The organism is Variovorax sp. NFACC27 (genome assembly GCF_048301545.1).
Lineage (GTDB): Bacteria > Pseudomonadota > Gammaproteobacteria > Burkholderiales > Burkholderiaceae_C > Variovorax > Variovorax gossypii.
The window spans coordinates 4,890,250-4,911,977 of record NZ_CP157613.1; the positions used below are offsets into that span (position 1 = coordinate 4,890,250).

The following is a 21,728-nucleotide window of genomic DNA, read 5'->3' on the forward strand; positions in this document are numbered from 1 at the left end:
CCGGCGGGCGCGGTTACGCCCTCCTCCGAAATCAGGACTTGGCCGCTTCCGCGACGCGTTCCGGTTGTTGTTGCTTGGGGTCCGCCTTGGCGTCCATCGTCACTTGCTGCGGCGCGACCAGCGCACCCGGGCGGACGTGCTGCAGGCCGTTGACGATCACGCGGTCGCCCGCCTTCAGACCCTTGCTCACGACACGCAGGCCGTTGATCGAGGCGCCCAGCGTCACTTCGCGGTAGGCGGCCTTGCTGTCCTCGCCCACGACCATCACGAATTTCTTGTTCTGGTCGGTGCCGATGGCGCGTTCGCTCACCAGCAGCGCGGTGTCGTTGCGGGCCTGGCCCATGCGGATGCGGGCGAACTGGCCGGGGATGAGGGCGCCGTCCTTGTTGTCGAACGAGGCACGCACGCGCACCGTGCCGCTGCGGGCGTCGACCTGGTTGTCGATCAGCTGCAGCTTGCCGGTGAAGGGCGTGCCGTCGATGCCGGCGGTGCCCATCTGCACGGGAATGCTCTCGATCTGGCCGCGGGCGCTGGAGCCGCTGGGCAGCTCCTTCAGCGCGCGGGTGATGACCTGCTCGTCGGCGTCGAAGCTCGCGTAGATCGGGCTCACCGACACCAGCGTGGTCAGCACCGGAGCGCCGGGACCGGCCGCCACCAGGTTGCCCACCGTCACCTCGATGCGGCCGATGCGGCCGGACACCGGGGCGCGAACCTGCGTGTAGCCCAGGTTCAGGCGCGCCGACTGCAGCGAGGCTTGCGCCGCGCGCAGGTTGGCTTCGGCTTCACGGCCGGCGTTCACGCGCTCGTCGTACTCGCGCTGGGCGATGGCCTTGTCGTCCCACAGGCGCTTGGCGCGCTCCTGCTCGCTGCGGCTGAAGGACTGGCGGGCCTGCGCGGATGCCACCTGCGCCTCGGCGCGCTCGACTTCGGCCGCGTACGGCGCGGGGTCGATGGTGACCAGCAGGTCGCCCTGCTTCACCAGCGCGCCTTCGCGGAAATGCACCGACTGCACGGCGCCCGCGACGCGGGAGCGCACATCGACGCGCTGGACGGCTTCGAGGCGGCCCGAGAACTCGTCCCAGGCGTTGATCTCGCTCGAGGCCACCGTGGCGACCGACACCGGCGTGGCCTGCGGCGCTGCCGGTGCGTTGTTGGCCTCGGCCTTGAAGCTGTACATGCCCACCACCGCGGCAGCCACTGCCAGCAATGCGGTGAGGCCGGTCACAGCGGGCCAGAGGCCCTTGCGGGCGGCGGAAGACAGCTTTTTCTCGTTGTTCGACATGATGATGAGTCCTTCTCGATGACTTTGGGATGCAACAGGCCACCCCGGCGCTTTTGGCACCAGGAGGCGGATTTCAGGGAAAAAGAGGCCCCGGCACGCGGCCGCGCTGGCAGCGTGTCGATCAGGCAGCCGGTGACCGGCGGGAAACTAGCTGGGGTGGTTCGCCGTCGCGGGCGGCGGCGTGGTCGCGCTGAAGAACTCGCGGAAGTGCTGCTGCACCGAGGCTTCGCAGGCCACGCAGCCCGTGTTCTCGGTGTCGTACAGCGCCTTCGGCCAGTTGGAGGCGCTGGGCAGCACGCTGCTCGTGACCTCGATGCCGGCCGCGCGCAGGCGGCCCGCGAAGGTCAGCGCCTCGTCGCGCATGGCGTCGTCCGCGCCCACCAGCACCAGGGCGGGGGCCAGCGACGACAGCCGCAGCGAACCGCTCGGCACCGCATAGGGGTGCATGGCGTTCGAGGGGCAGCTCAGGTACTTCTCCCAGCCGCTGGCCCAACGGCACTCGGCCGCGTCGTTGGTGGCATTGCGCAGCGAGGCAGTGCCAGCACAGGGGTCGAGCATGGGCGACAGCAGGATCTGGCCTGCGAGCGGCGGATGAGCCCGGTCGCGGGCGATCAGCGCCACCGCGGCCGCCAGATTGCCGCCGGCTTCCTCGCCGGCCAGGTACACCTGCGCGCCCTTGCCGCCGAGCTTGGTGCGCTGCTTGTAGAGCCATTCGAGGGCGGCATAGCCCACCTCGATGGGTTCCGGGAACGGCGACTGCGGTGCCAGCGGGTAAGCCAGCGACACCACCACCGCGCCCGCCCCGGCCAGCAGCCGCGCCACGTTGCGGCCGTTGTCCAGGCCGCCGCAGACGAAGGTGCCGCCGTGGAAATGCAGCACCAGCGGAGCCACGTCACCCTTGGCGCGCTGGCCGTACACACGGGCACCGACCGGTTCGCGGCCTGGCAGCTCGATCGACAGATCGGCTTCCACGCCTTGCGCCGCAGCACGGGCGGCGGCTTCGGCGGAACGGGACGATGGAACGGGTGACATGGGCGACCTCGGGGATTTGGGCGATGGTTGAAATATAAGTCGCCCGATGCAGCGTTAAACAGGAAACATGCCCCCACTCTGTTTCCAAACCGACAACAATCAGGGCGCTCCGCAAAGGTTGGACGGCTTGTGTGAGAATCCGCGTCCCCCGGTGTGGGCCGGGTACCAAGAACAGGCATTCAATGGATCAGATCCAGGCCATGCGGATCTTCGTCCGCGTCGTGGAAGCCGGCACTTTCACCCGGGCGGCGGACTCGCTTGCCCTGCCCAAGGGCACAGTCACCAAGCAGATCCAGGCGCTCGAGTCGCGCCTGCGCGTGAAGCTGCTCAACCGCACCACGCGCCGCGTCACGGTCACGCCCGACGGCGCCGCCTACTTCGAGCGGGCCGCGCGCCTGCTCAACGACTTCGACGACATGGAAGCCAGCATGACGAATGCGCAGGCCAACCCCACGGGGCGGCTGCGCATCGACGTCGGCACCTCGGTGGCGAGGCTGATCATCCTGCCCGCGCTGGCCAGCTTCTGCGACCGCTACCCCGACATCCAGGTCGACCTTGGCGTGAGCGACCGCACCATCGACCTCATCAGCGACAACGTCGACTGCGTGATCCGCGCGGGCGAGCTCAACGACCAGTCGCTGGTCGCGCGGCGCATCGGCACGCTCGACTTCGTCACCGTGGCGTCGCCGGCCTATGTCAAGCGCTACGGCATGCCGCAGCACCCGAACGACATCGAGAAACGCCACCACGTGGTGAGCTACTTCTCGGGCACCACCCGGCGCGTGTACCCGCACGAGTTCAGGAAGGGCGACGAGCATATCGAGCTGAACGGCCCCTACCGCGTGGCGGTGAACGAGAGCAACGCCCACATCACGGCGGTGCTGGGCGGTTTCGGCATCTCGCAGTGCATCACCTTCATGGCCGAGCCGCTGATCGAGAGCGGCGAGCTGATCCAGCTGCTGCCCGACTGGCAGCGCGACCCGCTGCCGATCCACGTGGTTTATCCGCCCAACCGGCACCTGAGCGCCAAAGTGCGCGCCTTCGTGGACTGGGCCGCCGAGCTCTTCGCGAAGAACCCGAGGCTCCAGCGGCGCTGATCGCGCTGCACTGCAACAAACAATTCACGCCGGCGCCCTAAATTCTGGCCGCCCGATGCCGTTAATCAGTTCGGCGCGATACCTGAAAGCCGCTGCGTTTTCCGGTTGAACGCGCGTACCGCGGCCTCGATGAAGGCCGTTCAGAGGCCCGGGAGGAGCCCTGGCGCGCCCGCTAGAACATACGAACCGGCAAGCTCATGGATACAGACCAGTCGAACGGCCAGGCCGAAGCGCCCGATCAGCCGCACGCGCCATCAGGCGAACGCACAAGCGAAGAATTCGGCCGCCGCACGCCGGTGGAGATCGGCGTTCACCTGCGCAACCTCGCCAGTCGCCGCGACAACCTCACCGTCCAGTACGCGGGCGGCCATCTGGTGACGCAGCTCCTCGACGTGGACATGCGAGCCCGCGCGTTCACCTTCGACTGGGGGGCGTCGCCCGAGCAGAACCGGGCCTTGCTTGCGGCGGCGCGCTGCCACTTCGAGGCCCAGCAGGACGGCGTGCGCGTCGAGTTCTCCATCGCCTCGCCGCGCGAGACCCGGTACGAAGGCCTGCCCGCCTTCGAGGCCGACTTTCCCGAGGTGCTCGTCTACATGCAGCGCCGCGAGTACTTCCGCGTCGATGCGCCGATCGTCGAGTCGTACACCTGCTCTGGCAGCCTGCCCAAGGGCGATGCCTTCTCCTTCGAAGTGCAGGACCTGTCGCTCGGCGGCGTCGGCCTTCGCACCCGGGACGCACGCGCCGCCGGCCTGCAGCTGGGCACCTACCTCAGGGACTGCGAACTGTCGCTCGGCACGCTCGGCCGGCTCACGCTCGACATGGAACTCGTCTCGTTGCGCCCCGCCGTGCAGCCCAACGGCACGCTGCGTTATCAGCTGGGCTTCCGCTTCCTGGCGCTGCCGCCCGGCGCCGAAACCGCCCTGCAGCGCCTGGTCACGCGGCTCGAAATGAAGAGCCGCTCGCTGGTCGGCTGACGCCAGTACAGCCGGTCAGAACACCGGCTCGCAGCGCACCTCGGTCTTCACCGAATTGGCGATGAAGCACTCCTCGTGCGCCCGGTGATGCATCTGCTCGATCTGCTCGCGCGTGGGCTGGTTCTGGCCCGAGAAAGTCACCTCCGGGCGCAGCGTGACGACGGTCATCGCCATCTTGCCCTCGGCGTTCTTTTCCATCGTGCCGGTGGCCGCGTCGAAATACCGGTCGACGACGAACTTGCGCTTCACCGCCATCGTGAGGAACCACAGCATGTGACAGTTGGAGAGCGAGGCGACGAACATTTCCTCGGGGTCGACCGCCGAGGCATCCGACATCGGCAGCGGCACGACATGCGGCGACGACGAGCCCGCCACTTCCGTGCCTCCGTCGAAACGCAGCGAATGCCGCCTGCTGTAGGTGTTCGCGAGAAAGTCCTGCTCGCCACGCAGCCAGAGGATTTCCGCTGTGTACTGGGCCATGGGATTCCTTTTTCCGATGTTCAAAGATCGATGCGATATCGCAACTTGGTCAGGCTGCCCTGGCTCGGCAGCGTGATGAAGGTCTCGATCAGCACGCCGCCGTTGGCCTCGATCACCTTCTGCGACGCGAGGTTGCCCGGGCTGGTCGTGATCTCGACGCGGCCCAGGCCCTCGCCCGCAGCCAGCTTCAGCATCGAGCCCAGCGCGCGCGTCGCGTAGCCCTTGCGCTGCTTCCAGGGCACGACGTTGTAGCCGATGTGACCCAGGCAGTAGAGTGGCAGGGCGTCGGTGCCCGGCTGCCAGCGCAGGTCGATGCTGCCGCAGAACTCGCCGTCCCACATCCAGCACTTGTAGCCCGGCAGTCGCCGCACCTTGGAGCCGTCGGGCATGAGGATGCGCCCTCCCCTGGCCTTGCGGTCCACGAGGCTGGCCAGGAAGCGGTCGGGGTCGGCCTTGATGGCGGCGCGCTCCTCCGCGCCCGACTCGGGCCGCGTCTCGTCGCGCGCCCAGCCCCGGTTCAGCGCCGAGACGTAGCTGGGCAGGTAGGCCTTCGCGGGCCAGACCAGCTCCATCGGGCGCGATGCCGGCGCGGGTTTCGCCATCCTGCCTAGGCCCCCATCAGCTTGACGATGAGCGGCACCAGCAGCGCCGTCGCGATGCCGTTCAGCCCCATGGCCAGCGCCGAGAACGCACCTGCCGTCTCGCTCACCTGGATGGCGCGTGCCGTGCCGATGCCGTGCGCGGCCATGCCGACCGCGAAGCCGCGCACCGCGGGCTCCCGGATGCGCAGCAGGTTCAGCAGGCCGGTGGCCATGATCGCGCCCGAGATGCCGGCAACGGCCGCGGCCACCGCCGCCAGCGAAGGCAGCCCGCCGATCTTCTCGGCCACGCCCATCGCGATGGGCATGGTGGCCGACTTGGGCGCGAGCGACATCATCAGGTCGTGCGACCCGCCCAGCACCCAGGCGATGCCGACGGCCGACACGATGGCGGCGACCGAGCCCACGAGCAGCGCCACGCCGATGGGCAGCCACAGCCGCCGCAGCCGGTCGATCTGCCCGTACAGCGGCACGGCCAGCGCCACGGTGGCGGGGCCGATCAGGAAGTGGACGAACTTCGCGCCCTCGAAATACGTGTCGTAGGGCGTGCGCGTGAGCAGCAGCACCGTGACGATGACGATCACCGACACCAGCACCGGATTGACCACCGGATTGCGCCCGCTGCGCGTGTGCAGCCACAGCGCGCCCAGGTACGCCAGCAGCGTGAGCGACAGCCACAGCAGCGGCGACTGGGCCAGGAACACCCAGATCTCGAAGAGCTTCGCGGGCGCGGTCATTTATTGGGCGTCCTTGCCGGTGATGCGGATCATCCAGCGGAAGGTGAGCGCGGTGACCGTCATGGTGAAGGCAGCGCCCACGATGCCGGCCGCGAGAAACGGCAGCCACTCGCGCCCTACCCGCTCGAAATGCAGCATCACGCCGGTCACGGCCGGGATGAACAGCAGCATCAGGTTGCGCAGCAGATGGCCCGAGGTGTCGGTCAGCACCTGCGGAACGCTGCCGCGCACGATCAGGCCGATGAACAGGAACACCATGCCGATCAGCGGGCCGGGAATGGGCAGGCCCAGCCACTGCACGAGCAGTTCGCCGGCGAGCTGGCAGAGAAAGAGCGTGGTGATGGCGTAGAGCATTTTTCCTGTCGATCTGAGAGATCTGGGCGGTCGGGTCGGTCGGGGATGTGGGTGTATGTGTTCAGGCCGCGCTTGTCCAGGCCTCTTTCAGCGCCTGCTGGCTGGCGGGCGGCAGCACGCCCATGCGCACATGGCCCGGCAGGCCGAACGAAGCGCAGTCGCGCAGCTTGATCCCCGAGGCGCGCAGCGCGGCGGCCACGCCGGGATACGGCCGGTCGGTGCGCGCGCAGAAGAAGTTGGCATCGCCTGGGAGGCATTGCCAGCCGAGCGATTCGCACATCACGCGTTGCCGGGTCTTCCAGTCCCTCAGCGTCTGGAGGCTTTGCGCGAGCCAGCGCTGTGCGTCGTCGCCGGTCCAGGTCTCGAGCAACGCCACGCCGTGCGTGCCCAGCGGCCATGAGGGGGCCAGCCTTTCGATGCGCGCCATGAACGAAGCATCTGCCTCCTCGGGTGCGATCGCGTAGGCGGCGCGGATGCCGGTCAGGCCCATTGCCTTGTTCGGCGTCCACAACTGCCAGACGCGGTTGCGCTGCACGGCCTCGAGCGACGGCCGGCCCTCGAGGCGCAGCGGTTCGTAGGCGAGGTCGAGCACGCAGGCGCCGCCGGTGCCCGCGGCCTGCAGCGGCAGGTCGGCCTGCGGCTGCCCCAGCGGGCTCGACGGCTCGCAGCACCAGCGCAGCGCGGCATCGGCATGCGGCTGCGGCGCACGCAGCACCCGCAGGCCCCAGGCCTGCGCGGCGCGCTCGTAGTCGCCGTAGCTGTGCGCCGGCAGCCAGACCCGGCTGCCGCCGTCCTGCGCCACGGCTGCGCTGATGCGGTGAATGAACTCGCTCGCGCTGGCCGCGATCACGATGCGATCGGCAGCCACTCCATGAAAGACCGCGAGACGGCCTCGCAGCGCCGTGTAGTGCGGGTCCGGGTAATGCGCCGCGTCGGCAGCGCGCAGTGCCGACACGACGGCCGGGCACGAGCCCACCGCATTGCCGTTGGTCGAGAAGTCATGCGGCGCCGTGCCGGCGGCATCGGGCCCGCCGTGAACCGCCGGGCTCATGCGAGCCTCCAGCCGGTAACCGCCACGATGGCCACGATACCCAGCGAGGCGAACACGCCCAGCGCCAATGCGGCCCGACCGCCCAGTTGCGCGGTGCGCTGCATATCGTCGGCCGAAGGCGCACGGCCTTCCGCGTTCAGCGCATACACGCCCGGCTTCGCCAGTCGCACGCCGAGCAGCAGCGCCACCGTCGCCATCGGCCAGCCGCTGTTGGGCGACGGCGTGCGGCGGGCTTCTTCAGACAGCCCCGAAGGCCAGCGCCGTGCCGCGAGCGCAAGCAGCGCCACGGTGATGCGTGCCGGAATCCACGAGAGCACGTCGTCCGCACGCGCGGCCCATTTGCCGAACCAGGTCCAGTCGCGGCCGCCGCGCTCGCCGCGATAGCCCCACATCGCATCCGCGGTGTTGGCGAAACGGTAGAGCGCCGCGCCCGGCAGGCCCAGCAGCACGAACCAGAAGACGGGCGCCACGAGCGAGTCGTTGAGGTTTTCCGCGAGCGACTCGATGGCGCTTTCGCGCACTTCGCGCTCGCTGAGCCGGCTCACGTCGCGGCTCACCAGGCGCGCCAGCTGCTGGCGGCCTGCATCGAGCGAAACGCCCAGCGCGGCTTCGACCGCCAGCACCTCGTCGCGCAGCATGCGCCAGGCGAAGAGAGGCTTGAGCAGCAGGCCGATCAGCAGCGCCATCGCCCACGCGGGCAGGTAGAGCATCGCCAGCGTCTGCAGAGCCATGGCAACGCCCCAGACGCACGCCGCCCCCACGCACCACAGCAGCGCGCCGGTGAAGAACATCGGCAGGTCGACCGCCTTCGCCTGATGCGCGCGCGGAGCAATGCGCGCTCCAATCCCGAGATAGCGCCCCATCCACACGACCGGATGCAGCGGCGCGGGCGGCTCGCCCAGCCAGCGGTCGACGGCCAGCGCGATCCACAGCGCGGCGGCAAAGGCGATGGCGTATTCGGAACTCGGCAAGGGCATGGGAGCCGCCATTCTCGCGAATCAGGCGACGGCCCTGCCCCGGCGCCATTGCATCAGCGCGCCGAACGCGACGAGCAGTGCAGCACCCAGCGCCACCCAGAGCCGGAAGACGACGCTTTCGGCTTGGGGCGACGGCGCCTCGGCGGGTGTCGGCTCGAGCTTCAGGCCGCTCACGGGCTGGGGGCCGTCCTGCGCCGGGCTCTCGTTCGGAACAGGCTCGGGCGCCGGCGTCGCCACGACCACCGGCGCGATTGGCGGACGCGGCCTGGGCACGGGCGAGGCAGGTGAAGAAAGCTCCGCCTGCGCAAAGCGCTGCACGCCCGCATTGCGCTCGCGCAGTCCCGTCGCCCGAACCGCCTCCGCGTACGCCCGCGCCAACTCGCGCCGCGTGGCGGCATCCGGGCTCCAGTAGTCCAGCCGCACCGCGTCGAGCATGCGCTCCAGCGTCTGCGCGAAGGCCGCGCGGTTGTCGCCTTCCAGCCATTCGCGCGTGCCCAGCCTGTACCGGTCGCGCACGTACACGTCGTGCAGCGACTGCCACTGGTCCTGCCGCACGGCGGCCGGCGCCGTGACCTGCCAGCCCCAGAGGAACTGCGCGGTCTTCAGCACCTGCAGCGTGCCGCTGTAGCCCTCGGCCTTCTGCGCCTCGATCCACTGCGGATGCAGGTAGCGCGTCTGCATCTCGCGCGCGATGGCGCCTGCGGCGGTGTCGGTGCGCACCGCGCTGCCGTCGCGCAGGTTCTGCACGTACAGCGCCGGGTCCTTGCCGGTGAGATGTCGCACCGCCTGCGCAATGCCGCCGAGATACTGGAACGGGTCGTCGTTGGTCAACACCCCGTACAGGTTGGAGCTGCGCGCCATCAGCGCCGCGTCGACCTGCACGAGGTTGCCCGCATAGGCACCGGGCCGCACGGCGCCATCGAGGCCCTTGCCGTAGGCATGGCCCATGCGGTCCATGTAGAGCTGCGCCATCTGCGCGTCGCCGCCTCCGCGCTGCTGGTTCTTCCACACCTCGCTCGCAAGCGCGGCTTCTTCCAGCCCGGCGCCGTAGCTGCCCTGCTCGTTCGAGAACACACGGGCCGTCGACCAGCGCTGCGCCTCGCTCGCCGTCGCGCCTTCCGCGCGCAGCCTGCGCGCCATCGTCTCGCTGTTTCCGGCCACGGCATTGCCGGGTTCGCGCAGGGCCACCACCTGCTGCACCGCCTCGTCGAGCCAGCGCATCACGGCCGGGAACTGGTCGCGGTAGGAGCCGGTGACGCTGACGAGCACGTCGATGCGCGGCCGCTTCAGCTGCAATGCGGGAATGATCTCGATGCCCGCCATGCGCCCGCCCTCGTCCCAGCGCGGCTTCACACCCATGGCATAGAAGGCCTGGCTCTCCAGCACGCCCTGGTGGCGCGAAGCCTCACCGGCCCAGAGGGTGAAAGCGATCTTTTGTGGTGCCTTGCCGGCATGGGTCTTCGCATGTTCTGCGATCCAGGCATCCATGGCGGCCACGCCCGTCTCCCAGGCTGCGCGGGTGGGCACCCGGCTCGGGTCGAAGCCGTAGAGGTTGCGACCGGTCGGCAGGCTGTCGGGGTTGCGCACCGGGTCGCCGCCGTAGCTGGACTTCAGGTAGCGGCCGTCGAGCGCGGTCAGCAGGCCCTCGATTTCCTCGTTATGCGCAAGCACGTCATCGAGCTTGCGGGCGCGCTGGGCCAGCTCCAGCAGCTTCTGCCGGTCGGCGGGCGTCGCGCCCATGGCGCTCGCGGCCTGCGCGTCGGTCAGCGCCTGTTCCACCCAGCGCGCGGGGCGCGAGCCGGCGACGCTCCTTGCATCGATCAGGAAGGCCTCGTCGATGTCCTCGCCGAGTGCTTCGACCAGCGGCTTGCCGAGGATCTGCAGGATGGTCATGCGCCGCCGCTGCGCATCCGGAGCTTGCCCGAAGGTGGCAAGGCCCAGCGGCTGCGCGGTCTGCGCGAGCTCGTCGAGGTAGGGATGCAGCACCGCGATGAAGCCGGCGAAATCGGCGCGGATGCGCGCGGGCGTCCAGCCCAGGTCGCGGTCGTAGCGGTGCTCCGCGAACTCGGCCGCGAGCCGCCTTTCCAGCGCGGTCTTCACGGAGCCGGGCGAAAGCGTCTCCCACTCGTGCATGCGCTCGTGCATCTCCTGCACGCCGGGGCGGAAGCCGGCAGGCGCGAACAGCGGCGTCGAATGGCTCACCATGGTCGCGCGGCCGCGCCGCTTGGCGGTGGTGGCCTCGCCGAGGTTGTCCATGATGAACGGGTACACGTTGGGCAGGTCGCCCAGCGCAAGCAGCGGATCGTCCTGCACCGACAGCCCGCGCTCCTTGCCCGCCGACCATTCGACCGTGCCGTGCGTGCCGACGTGCACCACGGCGCCGGCACCGAAGCGCGTACGCAGCCAGAGATAGGTGGCGAGGTAGCCGTGGCTCAGCGGAACGGCCGAGCGGTGATAGACCTGCTCGGCCTTGCCGGCCACTTGCGTGCCGGGCTCGAAGCGCGGCGGCTGGCGCAGCACGACCACGTTGCCGAAGCGCACGCGCGGAATCACGAAGGCCGGCTCGCCCGCCACGGGGCGCAGCATGGTCGACTTCTCGGGCGGGCCCCAGTAGCTTTCGATGCGGCGCTGCGTCTCCTGCGGCAGCGCGCGGAACCACGCGAGGTAGGCCGGCAGCGGCAGCGTGTCGGCCAGGCCCCTGTCGAGCAGCGGCTGCAGTTCGTCGCCCTGGCCCGTGGGGTTCGGGTAGTAGGCCTTCATCGTCGCCTGCACCTGCGCGATCAGCGCGTCGGTGCCCGGCAGCTCGGTGCCGTAGCCGGCCGACTTCATCGCCGCCAGCATGTTGCTCACGCTGCGCGGCACGTTGAGGAAGGAGGCGCCGAAGTTGGCCTCGCCCGGCGGGTAGTTGTAGACCAGCATCGCCACGCGCCGGTCGGCCGGCGGCGTGCGCTGGAGCCGCAGCAGCGCAGCGGCCTTGGCGGCCACGGCGTCGATCTGCGCGGGCAGCGGCTGCAGCGTGCCGCTTGCCCCGTCGCGGGCGCTCACGAGCATCGGGTCGGTCATGCCGGCCAGCTCGCTCGGGCTGTAGTAGGAGGCGATGTCGGTCTGCGCGAGGCCGTCCCTGCTGCGCGCCCATTGATCGGCGTCCATCGCCAGCGACGGCAGCGTCTGCAGCACCGGCACGCCGATGCGCTCCAGCTCGGCCTTGCGCTCGTTCGGGCTGAAGACCAGCGAGGCATTGACGATGACATCGGCCACTCGGCGTTCGCCGTCGTGCGTCATGCGAAAGAACAGGTCCTTCTGCTGGCGCGGGCCGTAGAAGGCATAGGCGCGCAGGCCGCGCCGTTCGAGCGAGGCGATCAGCGCGTCGAGCCAGCCGGTGTCTTCGCCGGCCACGGTGGCGCTGTTGATCGCGATGGCGACGGTGCCGCTGCCCGCCAGTCCTTCGATGGCCGGGACGCCGGTCTCGATGCGCGGCCATGCCGGGTGATAGAGGCCGGCCAGCGGCATCGGCACGGGATCGGGCAACCCGTCGGCCTTGCCGGGCTGCGCCATCGCCTTCATCGCGGCGCCCAGGTTGGCCGCGCCCGGAAAGCGCCAGTATTCGCGCAGCCGCTGCGCCCACGCGGCATCGACGCCACGCTCCGCCGCGAGCGGCGCGGCGGTGGAAGCCTGCCCCTTGGCGACCAGCGCGAACTCGCCGACCAGCACATACGGCACGGTACCGCGCGAGATCACGTCGCCGAAGCGCGCGGCCGCCGCCTGCGCGACGCTGATGTGCGGCGCATCGACGACCAGCAGGCTCGCGCCCTCCACCGCGCCCGCCAATGCCTCGGGCGAATCCCTCGATGCCGACACCACCTGCAAGGGCAGGCCCGCTTCGCGCGCGGCCGCCTGCAGCCGCATCACCCTTGCCGGCGATACGAGCGAAGTGCTCAGCACCACGACCCGCCCGCCCGCGGGATGGGCCTGCGCCGGCGCGACGAACCCCAGCGCCGCCAGCAGCCAGAAAAGGAAGACCCGCGTCACTTCCCGCCCGGGCCCGGACCGGCCGGCACCGCGTCCGCCGGCACGTAGACCATCGTCCCGTCCTTCAGCCGCCAGGCGGTGCCGGCCTTCTCGCCGTCACCCTGCCCGGTCGCGCCGCTGGCCTTGAAGCGCGTGATCTTGCGGCCCTCGCGGGTCACGATCTCCATGTTCGGCTGGCCCTCGTTGCGGATGATCGTCACCTTGTCCTGCGCGAAAGGATTCATCGGGTTGTTGATGACCGCGATCATCAGCATGCCGATCACCACCATGAACACGTCGATCAGGTTGATGGTGGAAAGCACCGGGTCGTCGTCGTCGCTGTCCAGGCTGCTCAATATCGAGAACTGGCGCCGACTGCTCATGAGAGGCGGTCCCGCGCGTCGAGCACCGTCACCAGCTCGCGCATCAGCCAGCGGCGGCGCACGGTGTAGACCACGAAGGTGATCGAGGCCGAGGCCAGTGCCACGATCACGCTCGCGAAGGCCGGTGCCAGGCTCTGCGCCACGCCCTGCGATTCGCCCGAGGCCACGGCCACCAGCGCGGGCCCCATCGGGATCATGGTGGCGATCAGCCCGAGCATCGGCGCCACGCGGCTGCACAGGCGCACGCCCTCGAGCTGCTTGAGCACGACCAGCTCCATCTGCTCCTGGCTGGCCTGCGCATGCGGCTGCAGCACCAGCGCGCGCGACGGGTCGCGGCGCCGCTGGATGTACTCGACGCCGAACGCGCCCAGGCAGTACACGGCATAGACGAAGGACAGCAGCACGCCCAGCGTCACTGGCCAGAGAAACAGGCGCGCTAGCTCGAAAAGAACGGAGTCGAAGGCCAGCATCAGGTGGGCTCCACGGTGGACGGATGGTCGAAGAGGTCCGAAGGCCGGCCCCAGCCTTCGTCGAACACCAGCGACGCGAGCGGCTCGCGCTTCGCCCAGCGTTCGCGCTGCAGCATCGGCTCTTCGTAGAAGTCGGCCACGGGGCCCAGGCACAGCAAGGCGATGGGTTCCGCGCCTTCGGGCAGGCCCAGCAGCGCGGCCACCTCGGCCGGGTCGAACAGCGACACCCAGCCCATGCCCAGCCCCTCGGCGCGCGCCGCGAGCCAGATGTTCTGGATGGCGCAGGAGGCCGAAGCCAGGTCCATCTGCGGCAGCGTGCGGCGGCCGAACACGTGCTTCTCGCGGCCGTCGGCCAGCGTCACCGCCAGCAGCTCGGCGGCGTCGAGCAGGCCCTGCACTTTCAGGCGCATGAACTCGTCCTCGCGTTCGCCGAGGGCGCGGGCGGTCAGCACGCGTTCCTGCTCGACGATGCGGTGCAACTGGTGCCGAAGCGCCTCGCCGCGAATGCGGATGAATCGCCACGGCTGCATGAAGCCCACGCTGGGCGCATGGTGCGCCGCGTCGAGCAGCCGGCGCAGCACCTCGGGCGCGACGCTGCCGCCAGCGAAGTGGCGCATGTCGCGCCGCTCGTGGATGGCGCGATACACCGCCCTCGCCTCGCCAGCCTCGAACGCGTGTGCCATGTCTTTCTTCTTCAGTCCTCGATGCCGCGCTGCGCGGGAATGCCGGCCTTGAAGGCGTGCTTGACCAGCATCATCTCGGTCACGGTGTCGGCCAGCTCGATGATCTCCGGCGGGCAGCGCCGGCCGGTGAGCGCCACGTGCACGTGCTTCGGCCGCGCGCGCAGCGTTTCGAGCACGCCTTCGAGCGGCAGCCAGCCGTAGATCAGCGGATAGGTGATCTCGTCGAGCACCACGAGGAAGAACTCGCCCGAGAGGATCGCCGCCTTCGCCTTCTCCCAGCCGTCGCGCGCGAGCTGGCCGGAGCGCTCCAGGTCCTGGCTCTTCCAGCTGAAGCCGTCGCCCAGGCCTTCGATCGGGATGCCGATCTGCTCGAACATGCGGTGCTCGCCGAAGCGCGCGCTCGGCACCTTCATGAACTGGTAGATCTTCACGGTCTTGCCGCGGCCATGCGCGCGCAGCGCGAGGCCGAAGGCGGCCGTGCTCTTGCCCTTGCCGTCGCCGGTGTTGACGATGACGATGCCGCGGCGCTCGCCTTCGGGCTTTTCGTAGGGCTTCTCGCTGGGTGGGGTTTCGATCTGCATGGTGTGTTGCTCCGGTGCTTGTTTTCTGTGTGGCTACTTCGGCAGCGCGATCCATTGGTCCGCCACGCGATGCACGCGGATGCGGTGGTCGAACACCTGCTCCAGCGCGGCATGGGTGGCCGGGTCGTCGCAGCCGCCATGGCGGACGACGCGGCCCCGGTCCATCACCACCAGTTCGTCGGCGGCCAGCGCCATCGGCAGCTCGTGCAGCACGCTGACCACGGTGCGGCCTTCGGCGACGAGCGCGCGGACGATCTGCATCCAGTCGGCCTGGTGCGGCGGGTCGAGGTTGGCGAGCGGTTCGTCCATCAACAGCACCTCGGCCTCCACCGCGAGCGCGCGCGCCAGCAGCACGCGCTGGCGTTCGCCGCCCGAGAGCTGGCCCAGCGGGCGGTCTCGCCAGTCCCAGGCCTGGGTGCTGCGCAGGGCCCGCTCAACCGCCTCGCGGTCGGCTTCGCCGGGCGCGGCAAGCCAGCGCTGGTGCGGCAGGCGGCCGAGCATGGCGACGTCGTAGACCATCAGGTCGTCGGCGCTGCCCTCGCCCGTGCCGCTCTGGCCGAGCCAGGAAAGGCGCCGGGCACGCACGCGCGCCGGCACCTTGTCCTGCGCTTCGCCGAAGAGCCGCACTTCGCCGCGATGCGCGAGCAACCCCGCCAGCGCCTTGAGCAGCGTCGACTTGCCCGCGCCGTTCGGTCCGACGATGCTGGTCCAGCGGGCCGACGGCAGCGCCAGGTCGATGTCGTGCAGCACCTCGGTGACACCGAGCGTGGCGCTCAGGCGGCGCGCCTCGAGCGCGGCGGGCGTGTCGTCGCGGCTCATGCCACGCCTCCGCGCGCGCTGCGCCGGCGCATCAGCCACAGCAGGTAGCTGCCGCCCAGAACGGCCGTGAGCACGCCCACCGGCAGTTCCTGCGGCGCGATCAGCCAGCGCGCGAGCAGGTCGGCCGCCATCAGCAGCAGCCCGCCCATCAGCGCCGACAGCAAGATCAGCCTCGCGTGCGTGGTCTTCACGACCGAACGCACCAGGTGCGGCGCCGCCAGGCCGACGAAGGCGATGAGCCCGGTCTGCGCCACGGCCGCGCCGGTGGCCAGCGCCAGCACGACGACCAGCGCCGCGCGCATCGCGCCCAGCGGCAGGCCCAGGCTGCGCGCGGTGGCTTCGCCGAGCGCGAGGCCGTCGAGCACCGGCGCCAGCGCCCAGCCCGCCAGCAGGCAGACGGCTCCGACCATCGCCATCACCGCGCAGGCGCTCCAGCCGACGAGGCCGGTGCTGCCGAGGACGAAGCCCTGGATGGCCTGGAGGATGTCCGCCGAGGCGATAGTGATGAGGTCTTTCGCGGCGCCGAGCACCACGCCGACGATCACGCCGGCCAGCAGCAGCCGCAGCGTCTGCTGCACGCCGCGCGCCAGCATCAGCGTGAGCATCACCGCGAGCACCGCCCCCAGGAAGGCCGCGCCGGTGAGCCCGAGCCGCATCACCCACTGCGCGCTGGCGGCCGAGCCGCCGAACATCAGCAGTGCCAGCGCCACGCCCAGCGAGGCGCCCGAGGCGCTGCCCAGCAGGTACGGATCGGCCAGCGGATTGCGGAAGAGCCCCTGCGCCACCGCGCCCGCCAGCCCGAGCAGCGCGCCCGCCAGCCAGGCGCCGAGGGTGCGCGGCAGGCGGATGTCCCACACGATCTGCAGCGCCACCGGGTCGTGCCGCGCAGCGAACAAGCTCTCGAAGCCGGTGCTGCCGATGCCGAGCCCCAGCAGCATGAGCGCGGCGCCCAGCACCAGCAGCCCGGCGCCCAGCAGCAGCACGCGACGCAGATGGGCCGTGTGCCTGACGGTCGCCACGCTCATCGCCCGCCGCCCTTGTCACCGAACTTTTCGCCGAACTTGTCGGCAAGGCATCGGGCCATCAGCCGTGCCGCCTCGTCCATGCGCGGGCCGGGCCGCACGAGCACGTCGGACTGCTCTTCGCTGAAGCGGCAGATGCGTCCTTCGCGCACCGCGCGGATGCCGCCCCAGCCCGGTCGCTGCTCCAGCCCCTGCGCGCTGCGCACGCTCACCATGATGAGGTCGGGATTCGCGCGCACCACGTACTCGGGGTTGAGCTTGGGGAACGGGCCCAGCGATGCGGGCACGATGTTCTTCATGCCCAGCCGCGCGAGCGTCTCGCCGATGAAGGACGATTCGCCGGCCGCGTACGGCGCGCTGTTGACCTCGAAGTACACGCGCTGGCCCTTCGCGCCCGCGGGCACCGACTGTGCGGCGGCCGACACGCTGGCGTCGATCACGCGCCAGACCTTGGGCGCCTCGTGCGTGCCGAGCACCTGGTCGAGCTTGTCGAGCACGCGGCGCACGTCGGCATGGCTCTTGGGCTCGAGCACCAGCACCTTCAGGCCCAGCGCCTCCAGCCGCTGCGTGACGCGCGATGACTTGGCCAGCAGCACCGCGTCGGGCTTGAGCGCGACGATGGCCTCCACGTTCGGGTCGATGCCGCCGCCGAGCTGCGGCAGCACCTTCACCTGCGCGGGCGAATTGGAATAGCGATCCACGCCCACCAGCCGGTCGCAGGCGCCGAGCGCGCAGACCGATTCCGTGAGCGACGGCAGCAGCGTGACGATGCGCTGCGGCGGCTGCGGCAGCTCGACGGAAACGCCCCGCTCGTCGACCACGTCGAGCGCATGCGCGGCCAGCGCGAAGAGCGCCAGGCCGAGGGCCGCCAACGCAGCACGGATCTTCCCCATGTTCATGTTCATGCCGCGGGCGCCTTCAGGCTCAGCGGCAGGCCGGCCGCCATCAGCGTGACGCGGCCGCAGGCGGCGGCCACGTCCTGGTTGAGCCGGCCGAGCGCGTCGACGAAGGCGCGCGTCTCGCTGCCCAGCGGGATCACGCCCAGCCCGATCTCGTTGCCCACCAGCACCACCGGCCCGGGCGCATCGCGCAAGGCGACCAGCAGCATGGCGATGTGCGTCGCCGGCGTGCGCGTGACGGGCCGCGCGTCTTCCGAGGGCACGGGCATCAGCAGGTTGGTGAGCCACATCGTGAGGCAGTCGACGACCACCAGCGTCTCGGGCGTGCTCTGCGTGACGATGGCGCGCGCGAGCTCTACCGGCTCCTCGATGGTGCGCATGCCGGGCACGCGCTCGGCGCGATCGGCCTGGTGGCGCACGATGCGCTCTAGCATCTCGTCGTCGTAGGCCTGCGCGGTGGCGATCAGCACGGCGCGGTGCGTACGCGCATCGGCCGCGAGCCAGTCCATGGCGCACTGCTCGGCGCGGCGCGACTTGCCGCTCTTCTGGCCGCCGAGGATGAACTCGTGCGCCGGGGTCCTAGGCTTGGTCGGTTGATGCGGCATGGCTCTCCAACTCGATGGGCATGGCGCCGAAAAGGCGCGCGGTGGCTTGCGGACTGGAGGCGAACCACGCGTGGAAATAGCTCGCGCGCACCGGCCCGTGCACGTACAGCGCTTCGCCGGCGCGCCCACCCACGGGCTGCGTCGCCCCGGGCCGGGCGGTGTGCGCGGCGGGCACGAGCGGCGTCTCGCAGCTTGAATAGTGGAATGTGTGGCCGCGCAGGACATGGCTGCCGAGCGCGAGCTGCTGCGGCCCGAGGCCGGCCAGCCGCTTCTGCATGGTCACGCGGCCGGGCAGCAGGCCCCAGAGGCGGTGGACCTGCCCGCCGTCCTGCAGCGCGAGTTCGTCGAACAGCGCCATCATGCCGCCGCACTCGGCCCAGACCGGCTTGCCCGAGGCGACGTGCGCGGCGAGCGATTCGCGCATGGGCGCGCAGGCGGCCAGGGCCCCGGCGTGCAGCTCGGGATAGCCGCCGGGCAGCCAGGCCGCATCGCAGGCAGGCAGTGCATCGCCCGCGAGCGGCGAGAAGAAGCTCAGCCGCGCGCCCAGTGCCGTGAGCACGTCGAGGTTCGCCGGGTAGATGAAGGAGAAGGCGGCGTCGCGCGCAATGGCGATGGTGCGGCCGGCGAGCAGCGGCGGTACGGCCTGCGCCTCGTCGGATGCGGGAGCCTCGAAGCGCACCTGCGGCATGCGGGCGACCGGCATCTGTCCGAGCGGCGTGGCGGCCAGCACGTCGGCCGCCGCGTCGAGCCTCGCCGTCGCGTCGCCGAGTTCGGTGGCGGCCACCAGCCCCAGGTGCCGTTCGGGCAGCGTGAACCCCGCTTCGCGCGGCAAGGCGCCGAGCCATTGCGAGGGATCGCGCAATGCGTCCTTCAGCATGCCCGCGTGCCGCTCACTGGCCACGCGGTTCGCCAGCACGCCCGCCCACGGCAGGCCGGGGCGGAAGTTCTGCAGCCCGTAGGCCAGCGCGCCGAAGGTGCCCGCCATGGCCTGCGCATCGATCACCGCCAGCACCGGCAGGCCGAAGCGCTGCGCCAGGTCGGCGGCACTGGGAGTGCCGTCGAAGAGGCCCATCACGCCCTCGACGATCAGCAGGTCGCATCCGGCCGCCGCCTCGTGCAGGCGCGCGCGGCAGTCGGCCTCGCCGGTCATCCAGAGATCGAGCGAGTGCACGGGCGCGCCAGTGGCCAGCGCAAGCCAGTGCGGGTCGAGGAAATCGGGGCCGCACTTGAAGGCGCGCACGCGCCGGCCCTGGCGCGCATGCAGCCGCGCCAGCGCGGCCGCGACGGTGGTCTTGCCCTGCCCCGAGGCCGGGGCGGCCACGAGCACGGCGGCGCATGAAACCGCCGCGGCACCGCTGGCGGTGCCGTCCGGACGGGAAGATGAGCTTATTGAGGCGTCCACTTGAGACCGACGTACGCGGTGCGGCCTGCGGTGGCGTACAGCCGCGCGAACTGGTAGTCCTTGTTGCCCGCATTGTCGACGCGCGCGACCAGGTTGAGGTCGCGCGTGATCTGCGTGGTGGCCGACAGGTTCAGCACCGTGTAGCCGCCGAGCTTGACGCTGTTGGCGGTATCGTCGTAGCGGCGGCTGGAGGTCTGCACCTCGGCTCCCAGCGTCCAGCCAGCGACGCGCCAGTCGGCGCCGATGGTGGCGTGGCGCTGCGCGCGGCGGGCCAGCAGGTTGTGGGTGGCAAGGTCGCGCGGGTCCTGGAAGTCGAGCGAGCTGCGCAGCGTGACGTCGCCGATGCGGTGGCTGCCCGACAGGGTGACGCCCTGGTAACGCGCGCGGGCCGTGCTCGCGTAGCAGCCGAAGGACGAGGCGCAGCCCTTGGCCGAGCCGTCGAACACGATCAGGTTCTGCACGCGGTTGGCGTACGCGACCACGCCCAGCTGGGTGGCGCCCTCGGTGTACTGCAGGCCCAGCTCTAGGTTGCGGCTCGATTCGGGCTTGAGCGTGGCCAGGCCGTATTCGCTGAAGCGCTGGTACAGCGTGGGCACGCGGAAGGCGGTGCCGGCCGACGCCGTGAAGCGCAGCGACGGCGTGATGGCATAGCCGTAGGCCGCGCTGCCGGTGGTCTTGCCGCCGAACTCGCTGTCCCTGTCGTGGCGCACGTGCAGTTGCAGCGAGTGCGGGCCCTGCACGAAGCCGTAGCCGAGCGAAATGGCGTTCTGCGAGCGGTCGCGCGACAGCAGCTTCGAGGTGGTGGTGGGCGCGTTCTCGAGTGCGTCCTCGCGGCGCTCCAGCGTGGCGGTGACAAGGTGCGGGCCGAAGCGGAATTCGTTCTGGAACAGGTAGCCGCGCAGCTTGGTCTCGGTCCGGTAGAACGAGGGCTGCGTCTTGTAGACCGACTGCGAGTCGGTCACCTGCACGCGGGTGCTGTAGATGTCGTTCCACTTGGCCGACCAAGTCAGGCCGGCGGTGCGCAGCGTGTTGCTCGACACGTCGTCGCGGAACAGGATCGGCGGCTTGGTCTTGTAGGCCACGGTGGCGTCGTAGCCCGCCTTGGTGTCGCTGGCGAGCATCGTGGCCTCGATGCGCTGGTCGGGCGTGATCTGGAAGCCCAGCTTCACGTTGCCCGAGGTGCTGTTGTAGCCGTCGCGATCGGGGCTGGTGAAGCCGTCCTTGGTCACGTTGCGCTTGTCCACGGGCTGCACGTTGTAGCCCTTGCTCTCTTCATGCGCCACGCCGAACGAGTAGTCGAAGAGGCCCGACTTGCCGCTCACGCCGCCTTCGATCTTGCGCAGGCCGTAGCTGCCGATGCCGATGCCCGCGTAAGGCGACACGCCCTCCTCGCCGCGCCTGGTGAAAAGCTGGATCACGCCGCCCACGGCGTCGGAGCCGTAGACCGCGGCGGCCGGGCCGCGCAGCACTTCGATGCGGTCGATCTGCGAGAGCGGAATGCCTTCCCAGCCGGCGCCGCCGGTGGATTGCGAGTCGATGCGCACGCCGTCGAGGTACACGGCGGTGAAGCGCGTCTCGGCGCCACGGATGAACAGGCTGGTGGTGTTGCCCACGCCGCCGGAGCGCGAGATCTCGATGCCGGGCAGGCGCGAGAGCACGTCGGCCACGCCGGTCGCGCCGCTGCGCTCGATCGCCTTGCGGTCGACGATGGAGACGTCACCCACGAGGTCCGACAGCGGCTGCGGCGTGCGGTTGGCCGTGACCACCGTCTCGGCGAGGGCTGGCGCCTCCTGCGCATGGACCGCCGTGCCGCCGAAGGCGGAAACCAGTGCGAGCGGCAGGCAGGCCTGGCGGAAACGGCGCGCAGGAACGCGGCCGCGGGAAAAGCAAACGTGGGAAATCATGAATCAAGCGAACGAACGTCAATACCCCTGGCCGGCCTCCCCGCCGGCGCCTGGGCGCAATGGCCGCGCATGCGTTCATCGTCGACGCGTGCGGCAGCCGCCTTGTTGGCCGGTATCCGGGCTGGCAGAACGGCTCCTCACCGCCTTCCCAGACACCTGTTTCAGGGCGTCCAGTGGCTTCGATGGAAAGGGGCTGGCACCTTGCGGCGCCGTCTGCTTGACCGTTGCGGGGGCAGCGCAGGCGGCTTCGGCCTTGTTCCGGTACGAACCCGGGGCTTCCACTCCTGCTTCCCGTTGAACTGCGCCGTGCGAACCACGGCGCGAGCACCAACGGGCGGAATTCTATGCCCTGCCCAGCGCTACTTAAGT

General features: G+C 70.4%; 21 protein-coding genes and 1 riboswitch. Of the genes, 2 read left to right on the forward strand and 19 right to left on the reverse strand.

The features are described from left to right. Positions 1–31: 31 nt before the first annotated feature. A complete protein-coding gene (locus tag ABL840_RS22905) occupies positions 32–1,282 on the reverse strand; it encodes an efflux RND transporter periplasmic adaptor subunit (RefSeq protein WP_093202435.1) in 1,251 nt (416 codons plus the stop codon). A gap of 147 nt (positions 1,283–1,429) precedes the next feature. Further along, complete coding sequence (locus ABL840_RS22910; RefSeq protein ID WP_093202438.1) at positions 1,430–2,314, reverse strand: alpha/beta hydrolase; 885 nt, start codon at positions 2,312–2,314, stop codon at positions 1,430–1,432. 182 nt (positions 2,315–2,496) lie between these two features. On the opposite strand from ABL840_RS22910, the gene ABL840_RS22915 reads away from it, so the two are divergent. Continuing rightward, positions 2,497–3,411: a LysR family transcriptional regulator gene (locus ABL840_RS22915; RefSeq protein ID WP_093202440.1), complete on the forward strand. Its 915-nt coding sequence runs from the start codon at positions 2,497–2,499 to the stop codon at positions 3,409–3,411. A gap of 197 nt (positions 3,412–3,608) precedes the next feature. Next, positions 3,609–4,385: a flagellar brake protein gene (locus ABL840_RS22920; protein WP_093306339.1), complete on the forward strand. Its 777-nt coding sequence runs from the start codon at positions 3,609–3,611 to the stop codon at positions 4,383–4,385. Positions 4,386–4,400: 15 nt separating this feature from the next. On the opposite strand, the gene ABL840_RS22925 is transcribed toward ABL840_RS22920, so the two are convergent. The 17 genes from ABL840_RS22925 to ABL840_RS23005 all read right to left on the reverse strand — a co-directional run bounded on the left by ABL840_RS22925 (position 4,401) and on the right by ABL840_RS23005 (position 21,359). Continuing rightward, the gene (locus tag ABL840_RS22925) at positions 4,401–4,865 is read right to left on the reverse strand and encodes an OsmC family protein (RefSeq protein ID WP_093306337.1); all 465 of its coding nucleotides are present in this window, start codon (positions 4,863–4,865) and stop codon (positions 4,401–4,403) included. A 20-nt stretch (positions 4,866–4,885) separates the two neighbouring features. Beyond that, positions 4,886–5,467: a GNAT family N-acetyltransferase gene (locus tag ABL840_RS22930; protein ID WP_240651997.1), complete on the reverse strand. Its 582-nt coding sequence runs from the start codon at positions 5,465–5,467 to the stop codon at positions 4,886–4,888. 5 nt (positions 5,468–5,472) lie between these two features. Next, entirely contained in the window at positions 5,473–6,201 is a 729-nt protein-coding gene (locus ABL840_RS22935) for an LrgB family protein (RefSeq protein WP_093306335.1), read from the reverse strand. Beyond that, positions 6,202–6,555, reverse strand: coding sequence for a CidA/LrgA family protein (locus ABL840_RS22940; RefSeq protein ID WP_093202453.1), 354 nt, complete (start codon positions 6,553–6,555; stop codon positions 6,202–6,204). A 61-nt stretch (positions 6,556–6,616) separates the two neighbouring features. After that, positions 6,617–7,606, reverse strand: coding sequence for an aminotransferase class I/II-fold pyridoxal phosphate-dependent enzyme (locus ABL840_RS22945; RefSeq protein WP_093306333.1), 990 nt, complete (start codon positions 7,604–7,606; stop codon positions 6,617–6,619). Continuing rightward, the gene (gene cbiB / locus ABL840_RS22950) at positions 7,603–8,583 is read right to left on the reverse strand and encodes an adenosylcobinamide-phosphate synthase CbiB (RefSeq protein WP_176947594.1); all 981 of its coding nucleotides are present in this window, start codon (positions 8,581–8,583) and stop codon (positions 7,603–7,605) included. Before cbiB ends, ABL840_RS22945 begins: the two co-directional genes overlap by 4 nt. Before the next feature lie 21 nt (positions 8,584–8,604). Then, positions 8,605–12,612 carry a cobaltochelatase subunit CobN gene (gene cobN, locus ABL840_RS22955; protein ID WP_093306329.1) on the reverse strand — a complete coding sequence of 1,336 codons (4,008 nt, stop codon included), beginning with the start codon at positions 12,610–12,612 and terminating at the stop codon, positions 8,605–8,607. Then, complete coding sequence (locus tag ABL840_RS22960; RefSeq protein ID WP_093306327.1) at positions 12,609–12,974, reverse strand: DUF2149 domain-containing protein; 366 nt, start codon at positions 12,972–12,974, stop codon at positions 12,609–12,611. Before ABL840_RS22960 ends, cobN begins: the two co-directional genes overlap by 4 nt. Beyond that, on the reverse strand, positions 12,971–13,444 hold the full coding sequence (locus tag ABL840_RS22965; RefSeq protein WP_093306325.1) for a MotA/TolQ/ExbB proton channel family protein: 474 nt from the start codon (positions 13,442–13,444) through the stop codon (positions 12,971–12,973). Before ABL840_RS22965 ends, ABL840_RS22960 begins: the two co-directional genes overlap by 4 nt. Next, positions 13,444–14,127 carry a 5,6-dimethylbenzimidazole synthase gene (gene bluB, locus ABL840_RS22970; protein ID WP_093202469.1) on the reverse strand — a complete coding sequence of 228 codons (684 nt, stop codon included), beginning with the start codon at positions 14,125–14,127 and terminating at the stop codon, positions 13,444–13,446. Before bluB ends, ABL840_RS22965 begins: the two co-directional genes overlap by 1 nt. An 11-nt stretch (positions 14,128–14,138) precedes the next feature. Next, complete coding sequence (gene cobO, locus ABL840_RS22975) at positions 14,139–14,708, reverse strand: cob(I)yrinic acid a,c-diamide adenosyltransferase (protein ID WP_093306323.1); 570 nt, start codon at positions 14,706–14,708, stop codon at positions 14,139–14,141. Positions 14,709–14,741: 33 nt separating this feature from the next. Next, complete coding sequence (locus tag ABL840_RS22980) at positions 14,742–15,527, reverse strand: ABC transporter ATP-binding protein (protein ID WP_093202474.1); 786 nt, start codon at positions 15,525–15,527, stop codon at positions 14,742–14,744. Then, on the reverse strand, positions 15,524–16,552 hold the full coding sequence (locus ABL840_RS22985) for a FecCD family ABC transporter permease (RefSeq protein ID WP_093306321.1): 1,029 nt from the start codon (positions 16,550–16,552) through the stop codon (positions 15,524–15,526). Before ABL840_RS22985 ends, ABL840_RS22980 begins: the two co-directional genes overlap by 4 nt. Then, on the reverse strand, positions 16,549–17,448 hold the full coding sequence (locus tag ABL840_RS22990) for a helical backbone metal receptor (RefSeq protein WP_093306433.1): 900 nt from the start codon (positions 17,446–17,448) through the stop codon (positions 16,549–16,551). Before ABL840_RS22990 ends, ABL840_RS22985 begins: the two co-directional genes overlap by 4 nt. A gap of 2 nt (positions 17,449–17,450) precedes the next feature. Further along, positions 17,451–18,053 carry a bifunctional adenosylcobinamide kinase/adenosylcobinamide-phosphate guanylyltransferase gene (locus ABL840_RS22995; protein WP_093306319.1) on the reverse strand — a complete coding sequence of 201 codons (603 nt, stop codon included), beginning with the start codon at positions 18,051–18,053 and terminating at the stop codon, positions 17,451–17,453. Then, complete coding sequence (locus ABL840_RS23000) at positions 18,028–19,455, reverse strand: cobyrinate a,c-diamide synthase (RefSeq protein WP_176947593.1); 1,428 nt, start codon at positions 19,453–19,455, stop codon at positions 18,028–18,030. Before ABL840_RS23000 ends, ABL840_RS22995 begins: the two co-directional genes overlap by 26 nt. Beyond that, on the reverse strand, positions 19,440–21,359 hold the full coding sequence (locus ABL840_RS23005) for a TonB-dependent receptor domain-containing protein (protein ID WP_093306318.1): 1,920 nt from the start codon (positions 21,357–21,359) through the stop codon (positions 19,440–19,442). The genes ABL840_RS23000 and ABL840_RS23005 overlap by 16 nt, the downstream gene beginning before the upstream one ends. 89 nt (positions 21,360–21,448) lie before the next feature. Next, a riboswitch (cobalamin riboswitch) is annotated at positions 21,449–21,706 on the reverse strand. Between the last annotated feature and the right edge of the window lie 22 nt (positions 21,707–21,728).